We start from the raw sequence: 25,937 nt of genomic DNA, 5'->3' as shown, positions 1-25,937 counted from the left end.
GTCCTTGACGGCGGAAAGCGGCGACAATAGCTCTGGTTCGACCATCAGAGACACAAAACGGAGACTCTGGACATGGCTTTTGAACTTCCCTCCCTGCCCTATTCGCTGAATGCCCTCGCGGCCAACGGCATGTCGCAGGAAACGCTCGAACTGCATCACGGCAAGCATCATCAGGCGTATGTGACCGCACTGAACGGTTTCGTCGAGAAAAACCCGGATCTGCAGGGTAAATCTCTCGAAGAGATCATCAAGGCCACCTATAACAAGGCCGATGCCGCCCCCGTGTTTAACAATGCCGGGCAGCATTGGAACCATATCGTATTCTGGCAGAATCTGAGCCCGAATGGTGGCCGGATTCCGACCCGACTCGAACAGAAGCTCGTCGCGGATTTCGGCAGCGTGGACACGTTCAAGGAACAGTTCAAGACCGCTGCCACCACCCAGTTCGGCTCCGGCTGGGCCTGGTTGGTAATGGGTTCCGACGGCAAGCTGAAAGTGACCAAAAGCCCGAACGGCGTGAACCCGGTCGCGACCGATGAAGGCAAGGTTCTGCTGGCGCTGGATGTGTGGGAGCACAGCTACTACGTCGATTTCCGCAACCGTCGCCCCGACTACGTCCAGAACTATCTGGATAAGCTGGCCAATTACGAATTCGCCGAAGCCCAGCTGGGCTGAGCGCGTTCAAGCATCGCCAGACGGAAAAGGGCCGGTCTCACGACCGGTCCTTTTTGTATCCGGAATCTGATACCCCTGTTCAACCGAGCGCCTTTTTCAGTGCCTCGTTGACCAGAGCGGGATTCCCCTTGCCCTGCATGGCCTTCATCACCTGACCGACGAAGAAGCCGAACAGCTTGTCCTTGCCGGAGCGATATTCCGCCAGCTTGTCGGGATTGGCCTCCAGAACCTGCGCCACCGCCGTATCGATCGCTCCGGTATCAGTCACCTGACGCAGGCCACGGGCTTCGACGATATCCGCCGGATGCTCTCCGGTTTCGGCCATGGCCTCGAACACTTCCTTGGCGATACGGCCATTGATCGTGTTATCGGCCAGCAGATCGAGCAAGCCGCCCAGCGCCTCCGCTGAAATCGGGCTGTCGGTGATGCTGCGCCCGGTGCGATTCAGCACGGCGAACAAATCGCCGGTGATGTAATTCGCCGCCAAACGGGCATCACGCCCCTTTGCCACCGTTTCGAAGAAACTGGCGCTGGCCTGCTCCGCTACCAGCACGCCTGCATCATACGGGGTCAGCCCGTATTCAGCGATGAAACGCGCCCGCTTGTCATCCGGCAGTTCCGGCAGGGAGGCTTTCAGCCCCTCGATCCAGTCCTCATCCAGAACCAGCGGCAGCAGATCGGGATCGGGGAAATAACGGTAATCATGCGCGTCTTCCTTGCTGCGCATGGATCGGGTCTCGCCTCGTGACGGATCGAACAGGCGTGTTTCCTGATCAACCTCCCCACCCTCTTCCCAGAGCGCGATCTGGCGCTTCGCCTCGGCCTCGATCGCCTGCATCACATAGCGGATCGAGTTGACGTTCTTGATTTCGCAGCGTGTGCGGAACGGCTCTCCGGCACGGCGCACCGACACATTCACGTCGGCGCGCATGGAGCCTTCCTCCATATTGCCGTCACAAGTGCCGAGATACCGCAGGATTGTCCGCAATTTACGCAGATAGGCGCCTGCCTCCTCCGGGCTGCGCATATCCGGCTCACTGACGATCTCCATCAGCGCAACGCCCGAGCGGTTCAGGTCGATGAAGCTGCGGGTCGGATCCTGATCATGCAGGGATTTACCGGCATCCTGCTCCAGATGCAGCCGGGTCACGCCGATCTGGCGTGTGGAGCCGTCCTGCAACTCGATCTCGATCGTGCCGGAGCCGACAATCGGATGCGCGAACTGGCTGATCTGATAACCCTGCGGCAGATCGGCGTAGAAATAGTTCTTCCGGTCGAAACGGCTGACCGGATTGATATGCGCCTTCAGGCCCAGCCCGGTGCGGACCGCCTGCGCGACACATTCCCTGTTCAGCACAGGCAGCATACCGGGCAGAGCGGCATCCACCAGACTGACCTGCGAGTTCGGCTCCGCACCGAACGCCGTTGCCGCGCCGCTGAACAGCTTGGACTGGCTGATGACCTGGGCATGCACCTCCAGCCCGATCACCAGTTCCCATGCGCCGGTTGCGCCCTCAATCGTGTAGCTCATCTCGTTTCAGGCTCCAGCATTCAGAGTATCGGCACGCAGGGCCGGGCGATGAGTAAAGGCAGCCGCCTGTTCCAGCGCGGCCGACACGGCAAAGACCGTTTCCTCATCGAAAGCCCGCCCGATAATCTGCAGGCCGAGCGGCAGCCCGGTTGTGCTCAACCCGGCAGGAATGGACATGGCGGGCAGACCGGCCAGATTGATCGGCACGGTGAACACATCGTTCAGATACATCGCCACCGGATCGTCGATGGTCTCGCCCTGCGCGAAGGCGGCACTCGGCGCGGTCGGGGTCAGCAGCGCATCAACCGAGCGGAAAGCCTCCGCAAAATCGCGGGCGATAAGAGCACGCACCTTCTGCGCCTTCAGATAATAAGCATCGTAATATCCAGCCGAGAGCACATATGTGCCGACCATGATGCGGCGCTTCACCTCGGCACCAAATCCTTCGGCACGGCTGCGCTCATAGAGATCGTTCAGATCCCTGTTATCGGTGGAGCGATGGCCGAACCGCACACCGTCATAGCGCGCGAGGTTCGAGGACGCCTCCGCCGGTGCGATGATGTAGTAGGCAGCCAGAGCATGCTTTGTATGCGGCAGGCTGACGTCCACCACCTCGGCCCCGGCGGCACGGAGCATGGCGGCACCGTTCTGCCAGAGCATGCGGATTTCCTCACTCATGCCATCGGCGACATATTCACGCGGCAGACCGATCCGCAGCCCTTTGACGCCGCGCTGACAGGCGGCTTCAAAATCCGGCACCTCACGCATGGCGCTGGTGCTGTCACGTGGATCATGTCCGGCCATGGAGCGCAGCAGGATCGCATTATCCCTCACAGTGCGCGCAAACGGACCAGCCTGATCCAGCGAGGATGCGTAGGCCACAATCCCCCAGCGGCTGCACCGTCCATAGGTCGGCTTGATCCCGGCAATGCCGCAATAGCTGGCCGGTTGACGGATTGAGCCACCTGTATCGGTCCCGGTTGCGCCCAGCGCCAGATGCGCGGCCACAGCCGCCGCAGAACCGCCAGAAGAACCACCCGGCACCAGCACCGCATCATCTCCGTGGCGCTTCCACGGATTTTCCACCGGACCATAGGCAGAGGTCAGGTTGGCCGACCCCATCGCGAATTCATCCAGATTGGCCTTGCCGAGGATCACCGCCCCATCACGCAGCATCCGCTCCGTCACCGCGCTCTCGTAAGGCGGCACGAAATTTTCCAGAATGCGGCTTCCTGCCGTTGTGCGGATGCCCTCGGAGCAGAACATATCCTTGCTGGCGACCGGAATACCTGTCAGCGCCACGGCATCCCCGGAGGCAAGGGCACGGTCGGCAGCATCGGCCTGTGCGCGCGCCTGATCCGGCGTCACAGTGATATAGGCATTCAGACGCGGATTGAGGGCTTCGATCGCACCAAGATGCGCGTCGGTCAGTTCCCGCGCTGAAAAACGTTTTGCGCGCAGCCCGTCCCGGGCCTCCGCAATGGTCAGATCGGTCAGCGCGCTCATTATTCCACCACCTTCGGCACGGCGAAAAACGGTCCGGCACGGTCGGGCGCATTGGCCAGAACCTTGTCCGACAGATCGCCTTCCGTCACCACATCATCCCTCATCGGCGCAACGGCCAGGCTGGTCTCGCCATCCGCCTGTATATCCGCCGGGCCTGTCATCGGCGCGATTCCATCCACCGCGCTGACATCCACCGCTTCCAGTTGGTCGACCCAACCAAGAATCGCGTTCAATTCGCCTTGCAGCGCACCCAGATCAGCCTCATCCACATGAATGCGTGCCAACCGGGCGATGCGCCGGACGACGCCGGTGTCCAATGCCATTTGATCGAAACCCTGTTCTTCCCAGAAGCAGCGGACCATAACGATGCGCATGTCCCTGTTCAACGTGCCCGACCTGCAAAGCCGACTCTCCCGCAATCAAAGGCTGCTTGGAATCGATCCCGGCAGCCGGATTATCGGCATCGCCCTGTCCGACGTCCGGCTGGATATCGCCAGCCCGTACGGTTCGATCAGACGCGGCAAGCTCCGCGTCAATGCAGAGGAAATCGCCACGATCGCCCGCAAGGAAGAAGCCGGAGGCATGATTATCGGCCTGCCTTTGTCGATGGATGGCAGCTTCGGCCCGGCGGCGCAGGCGGCGCGGGATTGGGCGATTGCACTTTCTGACGCGACCGGCCTGCCGGCCGCTTTGTGGGATGAGCGGGAAACCAGCAGCCGGGTACATCAGCTTCTGATCAATTCCGCCGATCTTGGCCGCAAGAGAAGGGCTGCTGTGGTGGATAAAATGGCCGCCGCCGTGATGTTGCAATCCGCGCTGGACGCGTTGCCGCCTATTTCTCACGCTGTGTCGGATCACACGCAGCCGCCGTAACCCGCGCCAGAACCAGCATACGCCGGGCTGCGACTCCGGCACCGGCCATATCGCCCGCAACATGGCGCAGCAACGGATGGGTTCCCAACGCCTGCAAAGCCGCATTCAGCGCCACATCCGTCGTCACGACCGCCGCCGCTGAAAGCGTCACCCGCCGCAACAGGGCCAGCGTACCGAGCAAGCCTGGCCGCATCCCATGCAATGCCGCTATCTGCCGTACCAGCCGCACGCCGCGCCATGCCACAAAAAAGCCGTCCAATGCAGGCGACGGAATCGCGGCTGTCGCGCTGAACACCTGCACCGCGGCTGCGCGGGCCAGCGCATCGCTCTCCTCTCGCAACGCCGCGACTGGACCTGCCCGCAGCAGGGAAGCAATAGCGGCAGAAGACTTCGCTTCCTCGATGGCAGGCAGAACCTCCGTCCCATGACGCGCATGGCGCGACCAACGGCGTGCTGCCTTCCGCGCCGCTTCGACATCCTGGCCCAGAATTGCCGCCCGTTCCTCATCAACTGCCTTCAGAGCAAATAATCCGCGTGCCTCCCGCCAGAACCCCGCCCCCAGCAGACCGAAACCAGCGAGCGAAACCGCCAGGCTGATTCCACCCAGCCACGTGCTGCGTGCGAACTGATCCATCACGAAACCAACCGCCAGCAGGGCCACAACCCCCACTCCAAGCAGCCCTATTCCAGATGCCATCAGTGTCAGTGTGCCGAGACCGCGTCCGGGATTGAGCGGAATGGATGGCAATGCCTGTTCCAGACGCTCGGCGGGAAGGTGATCTGTCTCCACACGTGGTGCGATGAAGGGTGGAGTTTCCGGCTCCGTGAAGACAGGCTCCTTCAGTCGCGCAGAGGAAGAGGCAGATATAGGAGACTCACCCTCTGTTTCCACACGTGGCGCAATGATGGGCGCAATGATGGGACGGGGCGTGGCCGGATCACTCACAGCACATCCTCCAGCAGCCATGCGAGGAGCGTATCGAGACCAAGATGCGGAATGCCGGCCCGCCCACCCGCCGGCAAGCGCATCGGCTCGAAATCCGGCGGCGCCAGAAAGCGGTGCGCCCAGAACGATGGCTCCGGCGGCCGGTCAGGCACCTCACCCGGATAGGACCGGGTGATGCGATCACTGCCGGTCAGCCGCCCGCGCACAGCGGAGACAGGATGGCCATCCAGCGTCCACACGAAATCCTCGGTGCAACGGACCGAGGCCATGGCGAAGGCACGGGTGCGCCCTCCACGTGTCGTTTCCTGCCGGAAGCGCTCTGGAACGCTATCCGTCAGCAAACCCATCAGCGCCGCCAGATTGCCGCGCTGACGCTCCGCGACGTGATCCGCCTTGCTGGCAACGAACGCCGCCCGCGCAATAGTGCCCGGCAGCAATGCCGAGCGCAGCCATTCCGGCAGAAATCGGCCCGCCTCACGCAGCAGCGGGATGGAATCGGTCCAGCCACCGCGCCAGCGCAACGCAGAAGCCACCGCGCCCAGCGCAGAAGCCGCATCCGCATAAGCATCCGGTCCAGCATGGAGTGCGGATAGCAGATCAGCCATCACCACCAGCCGATCCACATGACCGAAGGAAGGCGCAATCAGTTCATCCCTGATCGCCTGACGATAGCGGTCATAACGCCCGTTCAGCAGTCCACCCAGCCCGCCACGGGCTAGACTGGGGAAAAATCCCATCCATGGCGGCTCCAACCCAGGCGGAGGCATCAACATCCGTCCCGGCTGAAGAAAGGACAGACCCTGCTTCCGCAGGCGATGGAGCATGGCGCGATACAAACGCGCACCTTCCTCCGCAATCACCTCATCCGCGCGGGCGGAAGCCGGAAGCGCCTTGACGAAGCCCAGAAATCCGGCGGCCTCCCCCTGTCCTTCCAGACGCTCCAGCACCGCGCCGGACCATTCCTCGTAGTCCTGTGCCAGCATCGGCAGATCCAGCAGCCACTCGCCCGGATAGTCGAGACATTCGAGGCTGATACGACGCTCCGGCAACACCGAGGCCAAACCAGAGCGGCTGATCGTCAGATCAAGCGCGAGCATGGAAACAGTATCGGTCCGCTCCGGCCATACAGGCGGGTCCGCTGCCAGCGATGCCATATGGGCGGCATAATCAAATCGGGGGATGCTCTCCGTCCCGGATGGAGTGATGGCCACACTCAGGGCACGGCCTTGCAACGCAGTCTGCAAAGCGGGCAGCGTCACAAGTCCGGCCGCCTGCGCAAGAAGATTGGCCGCCACCGACGTCAGAAAGGCAGTCTTGCCAGAGCGGGCCAGTCCAGTGACGCCGATCCGCACCACTGATCTACCGCCCAGAGCCGGACCGGCAATATCATCCCAGCCCGGAAGCCTGAAACCGGACAGCGCCATAACCGACTATTCCGGTTCAGGGCCGCTCGATCAGTTCGATTTTATAGCCGTCCGGGTCCTCGACAAACGCGATCACGGTCGTGCCCCCTTTCACCGGGCCAGCTTCCCGCGTGACATGGCCTCCACCCTGACGGATCGCCTCACACGCAGCCGCCACATCCGGAACGCCGATGGCGATGTGGCCATATCCTGTACCGAGATCATAGCCTTCATCCTGACCCCAATTATAGGTCAGCTCCAGACTGCCATCATCCGGCGTCGCCCCATATCCTACGAAAACCAGTGTGTAGCGTCCGGCTTCATTCTCACTGCGGCGCAAAACCTTCATCCCCAGCAAGTCCGTATAAAAACGAACGCTGGCATCCAGATTGCGGACACGGACCATCGTGTGAAGCATGCGGCCCTTCAGCATGAGCGTCTCCTGTTCAGGCAATGTCCGGTTTAAACGCAGCAGGATCGATTCCGATCAGAAAAAGACCACCTTCATCCGCCAGACGCACCATCTCCGCCTGGGCAGTCAGGATCGTGCCCCCTGCCTCGAACGCAATGCCGCGCAGCCCGGCCTCAATGGCTGTCTGTACCGTGCGCGGGCCTAGGGTCGGCAGATCGGCCCTGCGATCCTGACCGGGTTTGACCAGCTTGACCAGAACACCACCCGGTCCCGGTCGGGCAACCGTCGCGCTGCGGGTCAGCATCGCATCCGTGCCCTCAATGGCCTCGACCGCCAGCGCAATCCCCTGCTGCACCACGCAGCCCTGTCCGACATCAACCGCCCCAAGCGCCTGCACCACCGCAATTCCACGGGCAATATCCCCACGGGCCGTCTCATCAGGCACTGCTCTGGTCATCACACCCGTCGGCCCCACAATATCAGTCAGCACATCATGAGCACCAATGACCTGAAAGCCTTCCTCGGCCAGCACCCGCACCACAGCCGCCAGCAATCCATCATCCCCGGCAAAGGCAGCCTTGCCGATCCGTGCCAGAATGCGGGTCCCTTCCGCATCGGGACGCAACTGCAGGATAGAGGGACGCTTGACCGGCCCGACCAGCACCAGATCGCGGCATCCAGCCTGTTTCAACAGGGACAGAATACGTCCGGCCGCTCCGACACGGACAAAAGCATGAGAATAAGAGCCAACGACAGCAGGCTCGGCATGGCCTTCCACAGCGATGATGAAAACATCTCGACCGGCACGCCTTGCAGCAGCAGCGACACGCCCCGGCAGATCACCACTGCCTGCAATAATACCGAGCGCAGGCGGCGCATCCAAGGCCACCTTCATATCCGGCATCGAAGAGCCAGCCATGAGACCTCCCTCAAGAACAGCCTCAGTGACATGGGCCAGACTGGATCAGGCCGGCTCAGCCCCGTCATCACGCACGCCATTACGGATCAGACCACGATGACTGGGAGCCGCGATAAATGCCAGCATCTCCGCGATCAGACGATCCTCGCCGTATTCCGTGGAAACACGCTGTACACGCTCCTGAAACACCCCGTCATCGACGGAGGTATCACGATACAGGATGCGGAACGCCGCGCGCAGACGGTGAATTTCGGAGCGATCATAGCCCCGGCGCTTCAAGCCGACGATATTCAGCCCGGCCAGCCATGCGCGATTACCCATCACCATGCCAAACGGGATCACATCACGCTCAACGCCAGAAACACCACCCACCCAGGCGCAGCGGCCGATGCGGACGAACTGATGGATCGCCGCTGCCCCCATAATGCCAGCATGATCACCAATGGTTACATGCCCGCCCATAACCACATTATTGGCGATGATGACGTTGTTACCGACTTCGCAATCATGCGCGACATGCGCCACTGCCATCAGCAGGCAGTCGGAGCCGACTTTGGTAAGACCGGTGCCCGTGACCGTGCCACGGTGAATGGTGCAATGTTCACGAATCTGGGTGCGAGCACCGATTTCGGTACGGGTCGGCTCTCCACGATATTTCAGATCCTGAGGAGCCAGACCGACAGAGCAGAACGGCCAGAGCGTTGCACCCTCCCCGATCACCGTATGACCATCCACAACCACATGGGAGACGAGGGTCACACCATCCGCCAGCTCTACATCCGGTCCCACGGTGCAGAATGGTCCGATGCTTACCCCTGCCCCGATTTTGGCCGAGGGGGATATGATCGCAGTGGGGTGGATCGTGGCGGGCTTCAACTCGGTCACTGGATTCATCATGCCTCAGCCTGCTGGGCCGGAGAAGGCCGCAGGATCATGGCTGCGAAACTGGCCTCTGCAACGATCTGCCCATCCACACGGGCTGTGCCACGGAATTTCCAGACATTGCCACGATGCTGCAAGCGTTCGCACTCAATACGCAGTTGGTCCCCCGGCACCACCGGGCGGCGGAATTTCGCGCCCTCGATGGACATGAAATAGACCACGCGCCCTTCAGCATCCGTCCCCAGGGCATCGACCACCAGCACCGCTGCCGTCTGCGCCATGCTCTCGATGATCAGCACACCTGGCATCACCGGATGATTGGGGAAGTGTCCGGCAAAATGACTTTCGCTGGCTGTGACATTCTTGATGCCGATGCCACGCTCACCACGGACGATGTCAATCACCCGATCAACCAGAAGAAACGGGTAACGATGCGGGATCATCTTCATGATACCCGCAATGTCGATAATAGTCCGGCCTTCGCCGGTTTCCGGCTGGTTCTCGGAAGTTACGCTCTGGTCCATCAGCCTCAATTCCCTGGCACGTCTACGTGCCTTATCTGCGGGCAAGCCGCCGTAACATCGCAATCTGGCGGAAGAAATCCTTTACCGGCTGAGCCGGAGATCCCACGATCTCGGCCCCCGCCGGGACATCAGCCATCACCCCCGCCTGCGCACCGATACGCGCACCGGAGCCGATCTTCAAATGGCCGATCAGTCCAGCCTGCCCCGCCAGAACCACATGATCACCCAATGTCGTCGAGCCGGAGATGCCAACCTGGGAGACGATCACGCAGGCCCGCCCCATTCGGACGTTATGGGCAATCATCACCAGATTATCGAGGCGTGATCCGGCACCGATCACGGTGTCATGCATGGAACCACGGTCGATTGTGGTGTTCGCACCAACCTCCACATCGTTCTCCAGCACCACCCGACCAAGCTGCGGGACAGTGACGAAGCCTTCCGGCGACGGTGCAAAACCGAAACCGTCCTGCCCGATCCGCACCCCGGGATAGACATAGACCCGATCGCCCAGAATGGCATGGCTCAGACTGGCATGGGAGCCGATGCGGCAACCACGTCCCATCTTGACGCCTGTCCCGATCACCGCATGCGCGGCAATACGGCAATCCGGGCCGATCTCCACCCCTGCTTCGATCACCGCGAGCGGCCCAATCTGGGCAGAGGGATCAATGCACGCGGTTTCATCCACGACGGCGGAGGGATGAACACCTGGCTGCGCCGGCGGCAGAGGATAAAACAGTGCTGCAACACGGGCCCATGCCAGATAAGGCTCCGGTACCACCAGAGCAATCACGCCGGCAGGTACCCGATCAACCATCTCCGCCTTGATGATCACGGCCCCGGCACGAGTCTGCTCCAGCGCATCGGCATAACGCCGGTTATCCAGAAAACTGACCTCTGACGTCCCGGCAATCTGAAGCGGAGCCACACCCGTCAGGGATAGCGTGCAGTCAGCCGGGATAGAAGCACCCACTGCCTCGGCCACGGCTGCAATGTCATACGGACCGCTCCGCGCAAAAAACCGCGGATCGCCGACAACTTCCTGCACGCTCATGATATGCTTACTTCTTTGCCGGAGGCTTGGCGGAAGGCTGGGCCGACGCAGGCGGAGCCTGATCGGTCTTCTTCGCCGGCTCAGACGGATCAGCCGCATTCACCTTCACAGCTGCATCCAGAACGCTCTTCGGCAGCTTCGCGTCTTCCTCCGTCGGTACCTTACCCGGCGGCGGGATGATCACTTCCGGCAGAATCTTGTTCAGCTGGTCGATCACTTCCTTGGTGATGTCGAATTCATTCACATTCAACGCCACCTGCGCACGGTGCAGAACCAGATTCATGTTCCGGCTTTCTGCCACCTGACGGATGACCGCAATCAGAGTGCGCTCGATCTGGCCAAGTGAAACCTGTGCAGCCAACTGAATGGTGCGGTTGCGGTCACGGAATTTCCGTTGGGCTTCCTGCACACGTTCCTGCAACGCACGCTCACGGTTACGCAGTTGATCGACCGACAGCTTGCCACGATCCGCCTGGATCTGCTGCTGCATCTGTCGCCACACCTGCTGTTCTTTCTGCGCGTCAGCCGCCAGTTCATTGCGGCGCCCACCGATCACCCGCTCCACCTGCTGGGCAGCGGTTGAGCCACGCATGACTTCCGGGACACCAAGCACACCGACAATCGCGGCGGGGGGCTGAGTGCCCTTTGTCAGCTTGGGAAGCTCAGGCACGGGCGGCAACGGAATCTGCGGCAGAGGCGGTTCACCCTGCTCCTGCGGCTGCCCTGCCATCTCATCAGAGGGAGGGGGAGCCTGCACAGGAGGGGCAGCGGGACGGGCACGAGGCCCGGGTCCGGCTGCGGCCCCTTTCTGCTGCCCCGGGATAAAGTAGCCCTGCGCCCAAAGAGGGACGGAAGGCAGGATAATCGCCGCAGCCAACAGGGCGGAAGCGAACGTCTGACGTTTTGTTTGCACTAGAACCTCGTGCCGAAACCGAAGCGGAAAATCTGGGTCTGATCGTAGGGTCCCTTAGACACTGGGGCCGCCACGTCAAGATTGATAAGGCCGAAAGGCGTTTGCCAGGACACGCCGACACCAGCACCCACACGGATGATGCCATCATCGTTTAACTGGCCGGGACTGCCGCCCATGGAAGCCAACGCAGCAGCAGTGCGCTTGTTGGCCGCCTGTGTCAGACTGCCCAGATCGACGAAGGCGCGACCGGACAGGCCGAGATCGGCAGAAATCGGGAGCGGGAAGCGTAGCTCCGTAGACTGGGTCACCAGCAAACGACCACCAAGACTATCGCGGGAGACCGAGTCATGCGGACCGGCACCACCCGACATGAAACCGCGGAGATTGGCGCCGCCCATGAAGAAGTGGTCAATGATGCGTTCATTATCATCCGGAGAATAGAGATATCCCGCCCCGGCCGTCAGAGCGATCCCCCAAAGGTGATTGCCGGAGAAATAATCCAGCGGGATGTAATAGCTGCCATCCAGTTTGCCACGGATGTAATTCACGCCACCGCCGATACCGGCATAATCAAGGCCAAACCGGACGACAAAGCCAGTATGTGGGTTCACCACGCTGTCACGATAATCGATCGTGAACGTCTGTCCGATCTGCGACAGCAGGGATGACCCGACCTGATCGCGAATAAAGATACTCGCATTGGTCGCCACATTATAAACAGAGCGGGTGGTGATCGAGTAATCCCAGCTTTGGCGTAGATGTTCATTGAACGCATACCCCATACGGGCAGACGCGCCTGTCCTGCGCTCGCTATACAGCGCGATACCCGTGTACCGGTTATCAAGAGAGGTGTGATACAGATCAACGCCCGCGACCAGATTCCGATCCAGGAAGTAAGGATCGGTCACGTTCAAATTGGCCTGGCTCTGTGCCTGGGCGATGACGCCGCTGATACCGGCATCAATACCTGAACCAACAAAGTTGCGTTCACGCAGACCAACGTTCAGCAATGCACCAGCCGTGGTCGAAAAACCGCCACCAAGGGTCAGTTCACCCGTGGATTTTTCCGAGACACGCCCGTTCAGAACCACCCGGTCCGCCGTGCTGCCCGGAGACTGGGAGATATCAACCGAGTTGAAATAACCCAGATTTTCCAGTCGGGCACGGCTGCGGCGAACATTCGCGGCATTGTAGGCGTCGCCTTCAGCAAGGCGGAATTCGCGACGGATGACCTTGTCCTTGGTGCGGGTATTACCGCTGATGTCGATCCGTTCGACATAGACACGCGGCCCCTCAGTCACGTCAAACACCAGATCGACGATATGAGTCTCGGGATGGCGCAGGATGCGAGGCTTGACCTGAACGAAGGCATATCCACGGTTCTGCACATCATCGCTGATGGCTTGAACCGATTGCTCCACCGCATCACCATCGTACCAATGGCCACTGCGCAAAGTGATATCACCCAGCAGCGTATCGCCCTTCACATGGCGCAGCTTCGATTCAACCGTAATCTTGCCGACCTTGTAGCGCTCCCCTTCATCCAGGACATAGGTGATGAAGAAGGATTTGCGATCCTGGGACAGTTCCGCATGGGCGTCGCGGACCTTGAAATCAACATAGCCGTTCTGAAGGTAGAAGCGGCGCAGCAGTTCCTTGTCGTAGTTGATCCGCTCAGGATTATAGGTGTCGGAACTGGACAGGAAACGCCACCAGCGTGTTTCACGGCTGTCCACCACTTCCCGCAGGCGGCCTTCACTGAAGGCCTTGTTGCCCACAAAGGCTATACGGCTGATCAGTGTGGCGTCACCTTCTGTGATTTCATAAATCACATCCACGCGATTATCAGGCAGCCGCACAATCTTCGGTTCGACAGAAGCGGCGAACCGCCCGCTGCCGGCATAGGCAGCCAGAATGGCCTGACGGTCAGCCTGAGCCTGAAGAGGCGTAAAGACGGCACGCTGGCGAAGCTGCACGATCTTGCGCAGCTGTTCATCCGTCAGCTTGTGATTTCCCTCGAAAGCGACCCGGTTGATAATCGGGTTCTCAACGAGCTTCACCACAAGAGTATTACCCTGGCGGCCCAGCTTTACGTCTGAAAACAGACCGGTTGCATACAGGGTCTTGAGGCTGTGATCGATTCGCTCCGGATCGAACGGGTCACCGGGCTGCACAGCCATATATGACAGAATCGTGCCGGTCTCGATCCGGTGATTACCTTCAATCTGGACTGTTTCGATCAAACCGGAACGAGAGGCAGCTTTGACCGCATAAGCCTGCCGCTTTCCTCCTGCATGGGGCGGCACGGCTTCTGATGGATTGCGGCCAGTCTGCGCCATCGCGACGCGATCCAGCGCCATTGGCAACAGGCAGGTCGTGGCGAGCAACGCAGCACGATTTACTCTCAAGGCGTACCCCCTCGAACGAGTTGCCGCAGACAGGGCAACCATACAGATCAATCAGCACGGCCAGCGCACAGGCTGCCGGACCATCAGCTGGCCTAGCTACCTCAGTGCAGCGCAACACGCCATAGCGACTTACATCACACTGTGCACATTCGGAATATTCAGCATGGACTGCGTCTTTGAGAGAACGCTCTCCATACCTTTAGCCGATCAGATGGGAAAACCAGCGAAACAAACCCATCCGCGCCAGATCATTCCATGTCACAAAGATGAACAAAGTCGCCAGCAGCAGGAATCCTGCCTTGAGCCCGTATTCCTGAGCATGGGGTGACATCGGCCGCCCCCGGATCGCCTCAATCAGGAAAAAGACGAGGTGCCCGCCATCCAGAATAGGGATCGGAAACAGATTGATCAGACCAAGATTGATCGACAGCAACGCCATCAGGGAAATAAGGCTTGGGATACCTAATTGCGCCACCTGCCCGGAAATCCGTGCAATAGCCAGCGGGCCGCCCAGCTCTTTCGCGCTGCGCTGACCAGTCATCATCTGCCAGACACCGGAGAGGATATTCCCGGTTTCCGTCCATGTCTGCGCCACACCCTGAACGATGGCCTGTCCCGGCGCCATACGCTCCACAGTCACGGCACCGGCACCGATCCCCAGAACACCGATCGTGAGGCCGTCCGTCACCTTGGCATGGGGCGTCACAGGGATGGTGATTTCCTTCCCGCCCCGTTCGACGCTCAGAACCAGACGCTGATTCGGGTGCCCCACCACAGAACGTTGGATATCCTCGAACCGGCTGACCTGCATACCGTCAATAGCAACGATACGATCATCATGCTGAAGCCCTGCCTCTGCTGCAGCCGATTGAGGCAGCACCTCTCCCACCACCGGCAAAGGAATCTGCCGTCCTGCCGTCATGAACAGCGCCGCAAACAGCACAATCGCCAACAGAGCATTGGCCAGCGGTCCAGCAGCCACCACAAATGCCCGCCAACCAACTGATTTTTCAAAAAAAGCCATGCCGGGCCGAGGTGGCTGCACAGGTGGCAAGCCGGCATTGACCGACGGATCTGTGCCCGTATTGCCGCCCGGACGTTCCATGCCGTACATCTTCACGTATCCACCCAGCGGCAGCCAGCACAGCCGCCACTCACAGCCCCGCCGATCCCGCCATTTCACCAATGGCTTACCGAAGCCAATCGAGAAGGCCTCGATATAAATACCGCTGATCCGGGCCGCCAGATAATGGCCCATCTCGTGCACGAACACGAGCACGCCCAGAACGATGACGAAAGACAGGACAGTGCGGATGGTTTCAGGCAGCATAAAAGCCTCTTTTTCGTCTCAGGCGGCGCAGGACTGCGTCAGGGATGCCGCAACCCGGCGGGCTTCCGCATCAACCGCGAACACTGTTTCCAGCGTTTCCACGGCAGGGGCGCCAAGATGCTGAAGTGTTTTATCCACTGTCTCAGCAATATCCAGGAACCCTATACGTTTATTCAAAAATGCATCCACTGCGATCTCATTGGCAGCCGAGTAGATCGCCGGAGCGCCTCCCCCGGCACGCAGAACTTCGCGGGCCAGACGCAGAGCTGGAAATCTGATCACATCAGGCTCCTCGAAATCGAGCCGCGACACGGCTGTCAGATCAAGGCGCCGCGCCTGTGTTTCCACCCGCTCCGGCCATGCGAGCGTGTGGGCGATCGGAATCCGCATATCCGGTGATCCAAGCTGCGCCAGAACGCTGCCATCCTGATAATACACCAGTCCATGCACCACCGATTGGGGATGGACCAGTACACCGATACGATCTTCAGTCAGAGAAAATAATCTTGCAGCCTCAATGACTTCCAGACCTTTATTCATCATGGTCGCGCTGTCGATGGAAATTTTGGCCCCCATCGACCAGACCGGATGTTTCAAGGCGCGTTCCGGTGTGGCTGCTTTCATCTCCTCCAGGCTCGCGGTCCGGAAAGGCCCACCAGAGGCGGTCAATACGATCTTGTCCAATCGTGTGATGTTGCCATCAGCCAGCGCCTGAAAAATAGCATTATGCTCGGAATCAACCGGCAGCAGGGTTGCTCCGGCCTGTTCGACCGCACGCAACATCACATCGCCCGCACAGACAAGAGCCTCCTTATTGGCCAGAGCAACGCTCCGGCCACGCTTGATGGCTTCCAGTGTCGGGGGCAATCCGGCGGCCCCTGTGATCGCCGCCATGGTCCAGTCAGCTTCCAGCGCAGCGGCCTCGACCACCGCATCAGGACCGCAGGCACTGGCGATACCGCTGTCTGCCAGACGCTCCTTCAGCACAGGATAGGAATCCTGATCGGCAATCACGGCCAGCTCTACCCCCAGCGCCAGCGCCTGATCCGCCAGCAAAGCGGCATTTTTCCCGCCCACCAACGCTTTCACCTGATAGCGGCGACGATCACCCAGCAACTCAATGGTCTGTGTGCCGATGCTGCCGGTACTACCGAGAATGGTGATCGTGCGCGGCCCTGCCATCTCATCGACCCGATCTTTCAGACCCGGAACCACTGCCCGTCTGGTTATTGCCACACCGCCACTCCTCGCCCCAACAATGCCGCCAGCACAGCCACCACTGGCGCCGCCGTCAGCAACCCATCCAGACGGTCCAGAAGACCACCGTGACCCGGAATCAGTGTTCCGGAATCTTTGACTCCAAAACGGCGTTTCAAGCCGCTCTCCAGCAGATCACCACCCTGTGACACCACCGCAATCAGACAGGCAACCCAAAGCGCGCCGATAGCAGGCCCGGAATGCAGCACCGGTGCAATGGCCAGCCCCGTCCCCATCGCAGCAACAACGCCACCAACAGCACCGCTCCATGTCTTGCCGGGCGATATGGAGGGAGCGAGCTTTGCCCCCCCGATCAGACGTCCCGCAAGATAGGCCCCGATATCGCTGGCCCAGACGCTGATGACCAGAAACAGAACATTGGCTCTGCCCACCACCGGGTCGTAGCGCAGCCAGATCAGGGTCAGCAGACAGGCCCCCAAATAAGGTACCCCCGCACCAAGCGTCAGCGGATGCCGTGCCGCCCTGCCCAGCCACACAATCAAAGCCCCACCTATCAGCAGAACAATCAGACCGGTTATGACATGATGGGCAACGGCAATTCCTCCACCCAGCAGGGTGAACAGGGGAACACCACTGCCCGGCCATGCTCGCTCCTTAGCCCCGCAGAGCCGGACCCACTCAACAGAGATACCGAGCGCAGCGATACCCATCAGGACTGCCCAGAACAATCTGCCTTCATACAGGCAGGCCAATGCAAGCGGTGCCATAACCGCCGCCGACAGTAAACGCAGGCGCAGATCCCGCCATTTTCCAGACGACGATGAGGCCGCATTCATCGCCTGTCCGGTCATCTTGTTCCTCCATCGCTCATATGGTTCTGGTGATCATAGCGGACGGGCACCGAAGCGCCTTTCGCGTCGACCAAACTCGGCCAAGGCCTGCTGAAAATGCACGGACGCAAAATCCGGCCATAGCACATCCATGAACACCAGTTCGGCATAGGCCGCCTGCCAGAGGAGGAAATTGGACAGCCGCCTTTCCCCGCTGGTCCGGATGATCAGATCAGGATCGGGCATGCCTGCCGTTGAGAGAAAAGAGGAAAACAATGCTTCATCAAGTGCTTCCGGCACCATATGACCTGCCGCCAGAGCCTCTGCCGCGCTGCGTACGGCATTGATAATCTCGGCCCGGGCACCATAAGACAGCGCGATCACCAGATGCAGGACGGTATTATTGGCCGTCCGTCTTTCTGCCTGCGCCAGATCATTCTGAATATCATGCGAAAACCGGGAGCGGTCCCCAATAATGTGCAGCCGAACCCCGTTTTCCGCCAGTTCGTTAATTTCGCTGCGAATATAATGACGCAGCAGCCCGGTCAGATCGGTGACCTCCCCCGCTGGACGCCGCCAGTTCTCGCTGGAAAACGCATAGAGCGTCAGCCAGCCGATACGGGCCTCAATGGCGGCCTGCACCACCCGCCGCACAGCCTGCGCACCCGCCCGATGACCGGCAATACGCGGCAGTCCACGCGCAGCAGCCCAACGGCCATTTCCGTCCATGATGATGCCAATATGCACCGGTAAGGGCGAAGCACCATCTGCCACCGCACTTGCCTCCATCGTAGAGGCAGACGCGAGATCAGGCGCATGAACGGTTTTTTTCTGGAAGATCAATGAAGGATGCCCTGAAACAGACCCGTCAGACCTGCCGAATGTCTTTTTCTTTTTCGACCAACGCGTCATCCACACGCTTGATGTACTGATCAGTCAGCTTCTGGACCTCATCGGACCATGTTTTAGCCTCATCCTCGCCGATCTCGCTTTTTTTCTCATGGCCCTTGATCTGATCCATGCCATCCCGACGCACAGCGCGAATCGCAACACGGGTACTCTCGGCATAACGCCCGGCAGCTTTTGCCAGCTCGTTACGACGCTCTTCCGTCAACATAGGCAGCGGCACGCGGATCAGCTGGCCCTCAGTCTGCGGATTGAGACCCAGCCCGCAATCGCGGATCGCCTTTTCAACCGCGCTGACCAGAGACCGGTCCCAGACCTGCACCGTCAGCATCCGGCTTTCCGGCACCCCGATATTGCCGACCTGTGTCAGCGGAACCTCGCTGCCGTAAGCATCGACCCGCACCGGCTCCAGCAGGGCCGGGCTGGCGCGACCGGCGCGAAGCCCAGCAAATTCACGGCGCAGCGTTTCCAGCGCCCCATCCATACGGCGGGTCAGATCCTGCTTCAGCGTATTGAGATCGGCGGCCATGGTCGCTTCCTCTTTCATTCTGGGCCTGTTTCCGACCGGTATGACCAGCCAAAAATCAGGCGATGGAGCCGGTAGTTGGTCTTACTGAGTTTCCACGATCCGCGTGAAACGGCCTTCGCCGCGGATGACACGTCCGAAAGCCCCGGTTTCGTGGATATTGAACACGATGATCGGCAGATGATTTTCGCGGCAGAGACTGATCGCCGCAGCGTCCATCACAGACAGGTCACGGCTCAGCACATCCAGATAGGTCAGCTCGTTATATCTCTCGGCATCCGGGTTTTTACGCGGATCGGCAGCATAGACGCCATCGACCTGCGTTCCTTTCAGCAGGACGTTGCAGCCCATTTCGGCAGCCCGCAGAGCCGCTGCCGTATCGGTGGTGAAAAAAGGATTACCGGTTCCGGCAGCAAAAATCACGACCCGGCCTTTCTCCATGTGCCGCTGGGCACGGCGGCGGACATAAGGCTCACACACACTGGCCATTGGAATGGCCGATTGAACCCGGGTCGGCACGTTCAGCTTTTCCAGCGCCGCCTGCATGGCCAGCGCATTCATAACAGTCGCCAGCATACCGATATAATCACCCTGAGCACGGTCCATACCGCTGGCTGCGGCAGAGACGCCGCGGAAAATATTGCCCCCCCCAATCACCAGACAGACTTCAACGCCGAATGCCACGACATCGGCAATGTCGCTGGCAATGGTCTGCACCATCGTCTTGTCCAGCCCGTATTCGCGGCTGCCCATCAGCGCCTCCCCCGACACTTTCAGGAGGACGCGTTTATAAACTGGCTGTTCCGTCATGTCTGTTCCATCCACCGGCGGGGCGAACCTAAAGCGTGGCAGCCCGACGTGAAAGCATCATCACAGGCAAATTCGGCTTTTTCTGACCGAACTTTATTTCTTTCCGGCCACCTGCCTGTCGGCTTTGCCGACAGGCAGGCAGAGAAAGGCACGAAAGAAACTTCTAAAGCCGTTCCAAAGCGGCACCGAGACGCACGATATCGGCCTCCAGCGCTGCCAGCCGGTCGCGGTTTTCTTCCACGACCTCCGGCTTCGCGCGGGCGACGAAATCGGCATTCTCAAGCTTGCGGACTACTTTCGATGCCTCATCCCGCGCCTTGTCGCGCTCCCGCGTCAAACGAATCCGCTCGGCATCCAGATCGATGACCCCTTCAAGAGGAATGACAATAATGGCTTCATCCAGCACGGCCTGGGCACTGCCCTTCGGCAAGGCACCCTCCAGCGATGTCACGGACGAAGCACGGGCCAGACGGGCAATCTGATCGCGCCACCGTTCCGCCCGCGCCACGGTCTCCGCCACCGCATCTTTCAGGAGGATCGGGGTCAGAGTTGAAGGCGGCACGTTCATTTCATTACGGACGGTGCGAACTTCCCCGATCAGGCGCACCAGCCAGTCGATCTCCTGACGTGCAGCCTCCCGCGCGGGATCGCTGACGCCGATCTCCGGCCATGGCGCACGGATCAGGCTGAATTCCGGCCCGTAACCAAAATGGTCCCACAGTGTTTCCGTCACATACGGCATGGCGGGATGCAGCAAACGCAATACCACCCCCAGCACATGGGCGGCCACAGCCTTGATCTCGGCAGCTTCCGGGGTGTCGGTAGCCAGCAAAATCGGTTTCGCCAGCTCGACGAACCAGTCGCAGAAAGTGTTCCAGACGAAACGGTAGCAGGTGGCGGCATAGTCGTCGAAACGATACGCTTCCAGCGCCTGCGTCGCCGCCCGGATGGCATCATCCGCGCTGGCCAGAATCCACCGCGACAAAGGTAACGTGACAGTCGCGGGATCGAAGCCCGGCTCCGGCTTCACACCGTTCCGCTCACAGAATACGGACGCGTTCCAAAGCTTGGTAACGAAGCGGCTGGCATCTTCCACCCGCTTCGGACCAAGTTTGATATCGCGCCCAGGTCCGGCCAGCAGGCAGATGGCAAAACGCATCGGATCGGCACCATGCGCTTCGATCAATGCCAGAGGATCGATCACGTTCCCCTTGGATTTACTCATTTTCTGGCCACGCTCATCACGGACTAGACCATGAATATAGACGTCGCGGAACGGCACCTGTTTCTGTATGTGCAGCCCCATCATCATCATCCGGGCAACCCAGAAGAAAATGATATCAAAGCCGGTAATCAGCACATCCGTGGGATAATAGCGGGAGAGGATCGAGTTATCCTCCGGCCAGCCCAGCGTGCTGAACGGCCACAGGGCGGAGGAGAACCACGTATCCAGCACGTCCTCGTCCTGCGTCAGGGTCTCGCTGCCCCCATAGGCGGCCTGCGCTTCCTCAGCGGTTGCGGCCACATAGACGCTGCCATCAGGTGCATACCAGGCCGGTATCCGGTGCCCCCACCAGAGCTGACGGCTGATGCACCAAGGCTGAATATCCCGCAGCCAGGCGAAGAATGTGTTTTCCCACTGCTTGGGAACGAAACGAGTATCACCAGACTCCACCGCGGCCACGGCCGGTTTCGCCAATTCGGCTGCATTGCAGAACCATTGCGTGGTCAGCAGCGGCTCGATCGGCACGCCAGAGCGGTCGCCATGGGGAACCTGATGGGTATGTGTCTCGATCGTTTCGAGGAAACCCATCTCCTCCAGACGTGCCACAATCGCCTTGCGGGCGGCAAACCGCTCCTGCCCCTCAAGCCCGGCGACAAAAGCCGGATCGGCGATATCTGCCGCCTCTGCACAGAAAATCTCCGCGATTGTGATCCGCCCCTCACGATCCATGATGGACGGCATCGGCAGATCGTGACGGCGACCGACAGAAAAGTCGTTGAAATCATGTGCCGGGGTGATTTTCACCGCCCCTGTGCCCTTTTCCGGATCAGAATACGTATCCGCAACAATCGGGATACGGCGACCGGTCAGCGGCAGGATCACACATTTCCCGATCAGGGCCGTGTAACGCTCATCTTCCGGATGGACGGCAACGGCGCTGTCACCGAGCATCGTTTCCGGGCGGGTCGTGGCAACGATGATGCTGCCCTCCCCGTTTTCCAGCGGATAGCGGATATGCCAGAGATTGCCACGAACCTCCCGGCTTTCCACTTCCAGATCGGAAATGGCGGTCTGAAGCTGGGGATCCCAGTTCACCAGCCGACGATCACGATAGATCAGGCCCTGCCGGTACAACGTCACGAAGACATCCCGCACAGCGGCGGAAAGCCCGTCATCCATGGTGAAACGCTCCCGCCCCCAGTCGAGCGAAGCACCAAGGCGACGAAGCTGATGGGTGATATTGCCGCCGCTTTCCGCTTTCCAGCGCCAGACGCGGTCCAGAAAAGCATCCCGGCCCATCTCACGCCGTCCCGGCGAACCTTCGGACACCAGCAGACGCTCTACCACCATCTGGGTCGCAATCCCCGCGTGATCGGTGCCGGGCTGCCACAATACGTCCCGCCCCTGCATACGCCGCCAGCGGACCAGAGAATCCTGCAACGTAAACGTCAGCGCATGCCCCATATGGAGGCTGCCCGTCACGTTGGGGGGAGGAATCATGATGGTAAAAGGTGTGGCCGATGACTCGGGATTGGCGGCAAAAGCGCCCCCATGTTCCCAGCCCGCATAAATACGCTGCTCATTGGCAGCATGATCGAAATTCTTGCTCAGCATGACGCGTTCATACACGATGAAATCAGGCTGGGAAACCGGTCCACGTGCTCAGCAGAGGGCCCCGGCCATCATGACAGGAGAATGGTCATCAGCCCTCCATATAGATCGGGCGGAACGGCATGATCCATTGCCCTTCCGCCCGCCGGATATGATGACAGAGAAACTGCCGCAGTTTTACCGACCGGGCTGATTAACCGCCTCATCACCCGCACCAAACCAGCGATTTCTGACGGCCCTGTAATAGGCCGTCTCATCATACAGTGGCACAGGGAGATTGAGATCTCTGGCATTCAGCTGCCCGACCGCCTGCGCCACGCCGTAGGATGCATTGATCAGCGAGGCGAGGCTGTTCACCAGATTGGTTCTGGATTGCAGCAGGTTCTGCTGTTGCAGCAGGACGTCATAAGTGGTGCGGCTGCCAACCAGCGCTTCCCGTTCGACACCTTCCACCGCGATCTCATTGGCACGAACCTGTGCATGCTGGCTCTGAATCGCTGCACGGGCCGCAATCAGGGTCTGCCAGGCGGAAGTAGCCTGCTGCACGGCTGTGCGACGCGCATCATCGACCTGCTTGCGGGATTGCTGCTCTGCCTGCCTTGCCTGACGAATTGCGGCATACTCCGCTCCCCCTTGATAGATCGGAATCTGCGCCTGTAGTACAACAGTGCCGCCTGTGTTTTCGAAACCTTTCTGAGACGTTCCAACAAGCTGGTATCCGCTAGTCTGCAAAGCCAATGTTGGCATCAAGGCGGCATACTGGACGTCGATATTGTCCTTGGCAGTCGCATTATCATACAGTGCGGCCACGACTTTAGGATTATTGACGGCAGCAAGTTTGGTGGCAGCATCCTGATCGTTAGCAGGCAGCTTCAACGGTTGAGGTGCGTCCAGAGCCTGCGGCAAGGCACCCACCTGCTGACGATAGGTAGCCCGGGCAGTTTGTAGATTCCCTTCCGACGTCTGGCGGAGAGCACGAGCCTGAGCCAGCGCTGCCTCGGCCTGCGCCACATCGGTACGAGTAATTTCGCCAACCCTGAAACGATCATTGGTGGCCTGCAACTGACGGGCCAGAACCGATTCATTGTTGACGTTGATCGCAACCAATTGCTGCTGCTGCACAACGGACGTAAAAGCATTAACAGTATTGATGAACACTGTCTGTTCGGTATCGATCAGTCTCGCCCGTTCAGCCATGACCGAGTCCTCAGCCTGATGGGTGCGGGCCGTGACCTTGCCGCCCTGATAGATCGGTTGGCTGAAATTGCCCTGAACCGAATAATAGGGGCGTTCCTGCCTGCGCGGCTGCTCTAGTGCATTGTTGCCAAACGAGCCGAAAGCAAGCTGACCGAACCCATATCCGGGGCCTGCCGAGACAGTTACCGTAGGCCGCCAGCCAGACAGGGCGGCAGGCACGTTTTCATCAGTCGAACGCAGCTTCGCCCGTTCCGCCAGCAACGTTGGATTGGTAGAGTAAGCCGCCGCAAGGGCCTCCCTGAGCGTCACCGGCGGCCGAGCATGAGCGGAGCCTGCAACAGCGGCCAACCCCTCAAAGACCACCACTCCGAGCATCAAAGCACTACGCAACGTCATCTCTAGACCCTTATCCTTAACAGACCGCTTGTTATGCGGCTGCTTTCCTCTGCACCGGATACCGGAGACCGCAGATATCCCGTATGTCAAAATGAAAAAGCCGGGGCAGCCCGGAATTGCGGTAACAAGCGCGTCATGCAGTCGAATGATTCCACCCAGACAGGCCCGGATGTTCCCTGCTCCACAACCACAGCCTTGCCGGGACCGCCGTCCGGACGCAGCACGGTCACCAGACGACCATTCTTCCGAAGCTGCGATACGATAACCTCCGGAATGGAAGCTACGGCACCCTCAATCAAAATCAGATCCCATGGCGCATGCTCCGGGCATCCAGCCTGCAGCTTCCCTGAAACCAGGTTGACCCCTGGGGCATGGCGCCCAAGCGCAGTCTGGGCCACGGCACGCAATGTGTCATCTTCTTCCAGAGCCACCACGGAAACATCACAGGACGCCAGAATGGCGGTGCCGTAACCAGTCCCCGCCCCGATCACAAGACAATGCTCCCCTGCGACCGGAGCCGCCAGTTGCAGCAGGCGGGCCGTGATCAGCGGTTTCAGCATCACCCGGTCATCAGAGAGAGGAATATCATCATCAATATAGGCGAACTCAGCCAGATGCCGGGGCAAAAAATGCTCCCGCGGCAAATGGCGCATGGCCGTCAGAATACGGGGATCGGTCACCCGGTTCGGACGTATCTGCCCATCAACCATCACGGCCCTGGCATCTGTCGGAGGAGGCTGAAACTCCATCGGAGCGGCAGAATAAACAGAGGCTGCGCTATCCATGGCGACAATCCGTGACCGTTATTGCATCCTCATGATAGCCGCACAAACGCAGAAGCGCCATGGCCTGTATGCCACACCTTCGCAATGGTTGTGCATCAGGACACGTCGGGTTTTGCAGAAACCCCTCTTGACCATGCCAGGAGCACAGGACATAAGCCAGCCCCTGCCCTGAGTGCTTGATGGTCCGGTGGCAGAGTGGTGATGCAGCGGACTGCAAATCCGTGAATGTGGGTTCGATTCCCGCCCGGACCTCCACCCCCCTCAGGCGGCGGTGATTCTTCCATATGATATTTGTACTGTTCCAGCGTTAATCCGCTCAGCCTATCACCCGTACGCAATCAGGTGCCATAGCAACATGAGCCAGAATTTCCCCTCGCCTCCGCCCGGACTGCGCCTTGCGGTTATTCCGGTAACCCCCTTCGAGCAGAACTGCACATTGCTCTGGGATGAGGAAACGAACCGGGGTGTCGTGATTGATCCCGGTGGAGACGTAGCCTCCATCATGGCGGCCATCGACCATCATGGCGTTCTGGTCGAAGGGATATGGCTGACTCACGGGCATCTTGATCACGCAGGCGGCGTTGAGGAACTGAAAACAGCTCTTCAGGACCGTTCAGGTCTGGCTGTTCCGGTTTCCGGACCGGATCGGCGTGATCAGTTCCTGATGGATAGCATCGCCCGCCAATCCGCTGCCTACGGGATTCCGGGCATGAAAAATGCCACGTCCGACCGCTGGCTGGAGGAAGGGGATACCCTCTCCATCGGCAGGCATATGTTTCAGGTTCTGCACTGCCCCGGCCATACACCGGGCCATATCGTTCTGATTCATCCTGCGCATTTCGCCATTGTTGGCGACGTCCTGTTTCAGGGTTCTGTCGGGCGCACCGACTTTCCCTATGGCAACACTGATGAGCTTCTGAACTCCATCCACACGAAACTGCTTCCGTTAGGGGACGAGGTGGCCTTTCTCTGTGGCCATGGACCCGGCTCGACCTTCGGTGCAGAGCGGAAAAGCAATCCTTTTCTGCAATAAGCATTCCGCCACACGCTTCCT

Annotated in this window: 24 protein-coding genes and 1 tRNA gene; 4 read left to right on the top strand and 21 right to left on the bottom strand. The window is 60.0% G+C overall.

What is annotated here, in order from left to right:
• Positions 1 to 72 precede the first annotated feature (72 nt).
• Positions 73 to 675 carry a superoxide dismutase gene (locus GbCGDNIH6_RS04940; protein WP_072563053.1) on the top strand — a complete coding sequence of 201 codons (603 nt, stop codon included), beginning with the start codon at positions 73 to 75 and terminating at the stop codon, positions 673 to 675.
• A gap of 79 nt (positions 676 to 754) precedes the next feature.
• Here the strand turns inward: GbCGDNIH6_RS04940 and gatB are convergent, their stop codons facing one another.
• Genes gatB through gatC form a run of 3 tightly spaced genes read right to left on the bottom strand, consistent with a single transcriptional unit; the run spans position 755 to position 4,035 of the window.
• Positions 755 to 2,206, bottom strand: coding sequence for an Asp-tRNA(Asn)/Glu-tRNA(Gln) amidotransferase subunit GatB (gene gatB, locus GbCGDNIH6_RS04935; protein ID WP_072563052.1), 1,452 nt, complete (start codon positions 2,204 to 2,206; stop codon positions 755 to 757).
• A 6-nt stretch (positions 2,207 to 2,212) separates the two neighbouring features.
• Positions 2,213 to 3,712 carry an Asp-tRNA(Asn)/Glu-tRNA(Gln) amidotransferase subunit GatA gene (gene gatA / locus GbCGDNIH6_RS04930; protein ID WP_072563051.1) on the bottom strand — a complete coding sequence of 500 codons (1,500 nt, stop codon included), beginning with the start codon at positions 3,710 to 3,712 and terminating at the stop codon, positions 2,213 to 2,215.
• Positions 3,712 to 4,035 carry an Asp-tRNA(Asn)/Glu-tRNA(Gln) amidotransferase subunit GatC gene (gatC, locus tag GbCGDNIH6_RS04925; protein WP_025286446.1) on the bottom strand — a complete coding sequence of 108 codons (324 nt, stop codon included), beginning with the start codon at positions 4,033 to 4,035 and terminating at the stop codon, positions 3,712 to 3,714. The genes gatA and gatC overlap by 1 nt, the downstream gene beginning before the upstream one ends.
• Positions 4,036 to 4,084: 49 nt before the next feature.
• Between gatC and ruvX the strand changes: the two genes are divergently transcribed.
• The gene (gene ruvX / locus GbCGDNIH6_RS04920; protein ID WP_072563050.1) at positions 4,085 to 4,585 is read left to right on the top strand and encodes a Holliday junction resolvase RuvX; all 501 of its coding nucleotides are present in this window, start codon (positions 4,085 to 4,087) and stop codon (positions 4,583 to 4,585) included.
• On the opposite strand, the gene GbCGDNIH6_RS04915 is transcribed toward ruvX, so the two are convergent.
• From GbCGDNIH6_RS04915 to GbCGDNIH6_RS04830, 18 genes are all read right to left on the bottom strand, one after another.
• Positions 4,545 to 5,531, bottom strand: a complete 987-nt coding sequence (locus tag GbCGDNIH6_RS04915; RefSeq protein ID WP_157692327.1) for a DUF697 domain-containing protein — start codon at positions 5,529 to 5,531, stop codon at positions 4,545 to 4,547. The genes ruvX and GbCGDNIH6_RS04915 overlap by 41 nt on opposite strands.
• On the bottom strand, positions 5,528 to 6,955 hold the full coding sequence (locus GbCGDNIH6_RS04910) for a YcjX family GTP-binding protein (RefSeq protein WP_072563048.1): 1,428 nt from the start codon (positions 6,953 to 6,955) through the stop codon (positions 5,528 to 5,530). The genes GbCGDNIH6_RS04915 and GbCGDNIH6_RS04910 overlap by 4 nt, the downstream gene beginning before the upstream one ends.
• Before the next feature lie 16 nt (positions 6,956 to 6,971).
• Positions 6,972 to 7,367, bottom strand: coding sequence for a lactoylglutathione lyase (gloA, locus tag GbCGDNIH6_RS04905; RefSeq protein ID WP_072563047.1), 396 nt, complete (start codon positions 7,365 to 7,367; stop codon positions 6,972 to 6,974).
• 13 nt (positions 7,368 to 7,380) lie between these two features.
• Positions 7,381 to 8,265, bottom strand: a complete 885-nt coding sequence (locus GbCGDNIH6_RS04900) for an LpxI family protein (protein WP_198355812.1) — start codon at positions 8,263 to 8,265, stop codon at positions 7,381 to 7,383.
• 45 nt (positions 8,266 to 8,310) lie between these two features.
• Positions 8,311 to 9,159: an acyl-ACP--UDP-N-acetylglucosamine O-acyltransferase gene (gene lpxA / locus GbCGDNIH6_RS04895; RefSeq protein WP_072564365.1), complete on the bottom strand. Its 849-nt coding sequence runs from the start codon at positions 9,157 to 9,159 to the stop codon at positions 8,311 to 8,313.
• Positions 9,159 to 9,671: a 3-hydroxyacyl-ACP dehydratase FabZ gene (fabZ, locus tag GbCGDNIH6_RS04890; RefSeq protein ID WP_072563046.1), complete on the bottom strand. Its 513-nt coding sequence runs from the start codon at positions 9,669 to 9,671 to the stop codon at positions 9,159 to 9,161. Before fabZ ends, lpxA begins: the two co-directional genes overlap by 1 nt.
• Before the next feature lie 31 nt (positions 9,672 to 9,702).
• A complete protein-coding gene (gene lpxD / locus GbCGDNIH6_RS04885; RefSeq protein ID WP_072563045.1) occupies positions 9,703 to 10,728 on the bottom strand; it encodes a UDP-3-O-(3-hydroxymyristoyl)glucosamine N-acyltransferase in 1,026 nt (341 codons plus the stop codon).
• Positions 10,729 to 10,735: 7 nt separating this feature from the next.
• The gene (locus GbCGDNIH6_RS04880; RefSeq protein ID WP_072563044.1) at positions 10,736 to 11,641 is read right to left on the bottom strand and encodes an OmpH/Skp family outer membrane protein; all 906 of its coding nucleotides are present in this window, start codon (positions 11,639 to 11,641) and stop codon (positions 10,736 to 10,738) included.
• On the bottom strand, positions 11,641 to 14,049 hold the full coding sequence (gene bamA, locus GbCGDNIH6_RS04875; RefSeq protein WP_332455405.1) for an outer membrane protein assembly factor BamA: 2,409 nt from the start codon (positions 14,047 to 14,049) through the stop codon (positions 11,641 to 11,643). Before bamA ends, GbCGDNIH6_RS04880 begins: the two co-directional genes overlap by 1 nt.
• 199 nt (positions 14,050 to 14,248) lie before the next feature.
• The gene (gene rseP / locus GbCGDNIH6_RS04870; RefSeq protein WP_081369970.1) at positions 14,249 to 15,379 is read right to left on the bottom strand and encodes an RIP metalloprotease RseP; all 1,131 of its coding nucleotides are present in this window, start codon (positions 15,377 to 15,379) and stop codon (positions 14,249 to 14,251) included.
• Between the two features lie 18 nt (positions 15,380 to 15,397).
• Positions 15,398 to 16,561: a 1-deoxy-D-xylulose-5-phosphate reductoisomerase gene (gene dxr, locus GbCGDNIH6_RS04865; protein WP_072564363.1), complete on the bottom strand. Its 1,164-nt coding sequence runs from the start codon at positions 16,559 to 16,561 to the stop codon at positions 15,398 to 15,400.
• A gap of 44 nt (positions 16,562 to 16,605) precedes the next feature.
• Positions 16,606 to 17,448 (bottom strand): phosphatidate cytidylyltransferase, encoded by an 843-nt coding sequence (locus GbCGDNIH6_RS04860; protein WP_072563042.1) that lies wholly within the window; start codon positions 17,446 to 17,448, stop codon positions 16,606 to 16,608.
• A 33-nt stretch (positions 17,449 to 17,481) separates the two neighbouring features.
• Positions 17,482 to 18,216, bottom strand: coding sequence for an isoprenyl transferase (locus tag GbCGDNIH6_RS04855; protein WP_072564362.1), 735 nt, complete (start codon positions 18,214 to 18,216; stop codon positions 17,482 to 17,484).
• Positions 18,217 to 18,295: 79 nt separating this feature from the next.
• The gene (frr, locus tag GbCGDNIH6_RS04850) at positions 18,296 to 18,862 is read right to left on the bottom strand and encodes a ribosome recycling factor (protein WP_072564361.1); all 567 of its coding nucleotides are present in this window, start codon (positions 18,860 to 18,862) and stop codon (positions 18,296 to 18,298) included.
• An 81-nt stretch (positions 18,863 to 18,943) separates the two neighbouring features.
• Positions 18,944 to 19,669, bottom strand: coding sequence for a UMP kinase (gene pyrH, locus GbCGDNIH6_RS04845; protein ID WP_038515471.1), 726 nt, complete (start codon positions 19,667 to 19,669; stop codon positions 18,944 to 18,946).
• A 163-nt stretch (positions 19,670 to 19,832) separates the two neighbouring features.
• On the bottom strand, positions 19,833 to 22,508 hold the full coding sequence (locus tag GbCGDNIH6_RS04840; RefSeq protein WP_072564360.1) for a valine--tRNA ligase: 2,676 nt from the start codon (positions 22,506 to 22,508) through the stop codon (positions 19,833 to 19,835).
• 174 nt (positions 22,509 to 22,682) lie between these two features.
• Positions 22,683 to 24,098, bottom strand: a complete 1,416-nt coding sequence (locus GbCGDNIH6_RS04835) for a TolC family outer membrane protein (protein ID WP_072563041.1) — start codon at positions 24,096 to 24,098, stop codon at positions 22,683 to 22,685.
• An 86-nt stretch (positions 24,099 to 24,184) separates the two neighbouring features.
• On the bottom strand, positions 24,185 to 24,883 hold the full coding sequence (locus tag GbCGDNIH6_RS04830) for a protein-L-isoaspartate O-methyltransferase family protein (protein ID WP_232449981.1): 699 nt from the start codon (positions 24,881 to 24,883) through the stop codon (positions 24,185 to 24,187).
• A gap of 181 nt (positions 24,884 to 25,064) precedes the next feature.
• Here GbCGDNIH6_RS04830 and GbCGDNIH6_RS04825 point away from each other — a divergent pair.
• Together GbCGDNIH6_RS04825 and GbCGDNIH6_RS04820 are read left to right on the top strand one after the other, a co-directional pair.
• Positions 25,065 to 25,138: transfer RNA gene (locus GbCGDNIH6_RS04825), tRNA-Cys, on the top strand.
• Between the two features lie 100 nt (positions 25,139 to 25,238).
• Positions 25,239 to 25,916, top strand: a complete 678-nt coding sequence (locus GbCGDNIH6_RS04820) for an MBL fold metallo-hydrolase (protein ID WP_072563040.1) — start codon at positions 25,239 to 25,241, stop codon at positions 25,914 to 25,916.
• Positions 25,917 to 25,937: the final 21 nt, after the last annotated feature.

This window comes from Granulibacter bethesdensis (assembly GCF_001889525.1).
GTDB lineage: Bacteria > Pseudomonadota > Alphaproteobacteria > Acetobacterales > Acetobacteraceae > Granulibacter > Granulibacter bethesdensis_C.
This window is presented reverse-complemented; position numbering and strand designations above follow the sequence as displayed.

Coding starts and splice junctions, on each gene's coding strand:
- gatC (WP_025286446.1), bottom strand. CDS start 4,035: ATGGCATTGGACACCGGCGTCGTCCGGCGCATCGCCCGGTTGGCACGC.
- frr (WP_072564361.1), bottom strand. CDS start 18,862: ATGGCCGCCGATCTCAATACGCTGAAGCAGGATCTGACCCGCCGTATG.
- GbCGDNIH6_RS04910 (WP_072563048.1), bottom strand. CDS start 6,955: ATGGCGCTGTCCGGTTTCAGGCTTCCGGGCTGGGATGATATTGCCGGT.
- GbCGDNIH6_RS04840 (WP_072564360.1), bottom strand. CDS start 22,508: ATGCTGAGCAAGAATTTCGATCATGCTGCCAATGAGCAGCGTATTTAT.
- GbCGDNIH6_RS04855 (WP_072564362.1), bottom strand. CDS start 18,216: ATGGAGGCAAGTGCGGTGGCAGATGGTGCTTCGCCCTTACCGGTGCAT.
- GbCGDNIH6_RS04860 (WP_072563042.1), bottom strand. CDS start 17,448: ATGACCGGACAGGCGATGAATGCGGCCTCATCGTCGTCTGGAAAATGG.
- GbCGDNIH6_RS04835 (WP_072563041.1), bottom strand. CDS start 24,098: ATGACGTTGCGTAGTGCTTTGATGCTCGGAGTGGTGGTCTTTGAGGGG.
- gloA (WP_072563047.1), bottom strand. CDS start 7,367: ATGCTGAAGGGCCGCATGCTTCACACGATGGTCCGTGTCCGCAATCTG.
- lpxA (WP_072564365.1), bottom strand. CDS start 9,159: ATGAATCCAGTGACCGAGTTGAAGCCCGCCACGATCCACCCCACTGCG.
- ruvX (WP_072563050.1), top strand. CDS start 4,085: ATGTCCCTGTTCAACGTGCCCGACCTGCAAAGCCGACTCTCCCGCAAT.
- fabZ (WP_072563046.1), bottom strand. CDS start 9,671: ATGGACCAGAGCGTAACTTCCGAGAACCAGCCGGAAACCGGCGAAGGC.
- gatB (WP_072563052.1), bottom strand. CDS start 2,206: ATGAGCTACACGATTGAGGGCGCAACCGGCGCATGGGAACTGGTGATC.
- GbCGDNIH6_RS04940 (WP_072563053.1), top strand. CDS start 73: ATGGCTTTTGAACTTCCCTCCCTGCCCTATTCGCTGAATGCCCTCGCG.
- GbCGDNIH6_RS04900 (WP_198355812.1), bottom strand. CDS start 8,265: ATGGCTGGCTCTTCGATGCCGGATATGAAGGTGGCCTTGGATGCGCCG.
- dxr (WP_072564363.1), bottom strand. CDS start 16,561: ATGGCAGGGCCGCGCACGATCACCATTCTCGGTAGTACCGGCAGCATC.
- pyrH (WP_038515471.1), bottom strand. CDS start 19,669: ATGACGGAACAGCCAGTTTATAAACGCGTCCTCCTGAAAGTGTCGGGG.
- lpxD (WP_072563045.1), bottom strand. CDS start 10,728: ATGAGCGTGCAGGAAGTTGTCGGCGATCCGCGGTTTTTTGCGCGGAGC.
- GbCGDNIH6_RS04820 (WP_072563040.1), top strand. CDS start 25,239: ATGAGCCAGAATTTCCCCTCGCCTCCGCCCGGACTGCGCCTTGCGGTT.
- gatA (WP_072563051.1), bottom strand. CDS start 3,712: ATGAGCGCGCTGACCGATCTGACCATTGCGGAGGCCCGGGACGGGCTG.
- rseP (WP_081369970.1), bottom strand. CDS start 15,379: ATGCTGCCTGAAACCATCCGCACTGTCCTGTCTTTCGTCATCGTTCTG.
- GbCGDNIH6_RS04830 (WP_232449981.1), bottom strand. CDS start 24,883: ATGGATAGCGCAGCCTCTGTTTATTCTGCCGCTCCGATGGAGTTTCAG.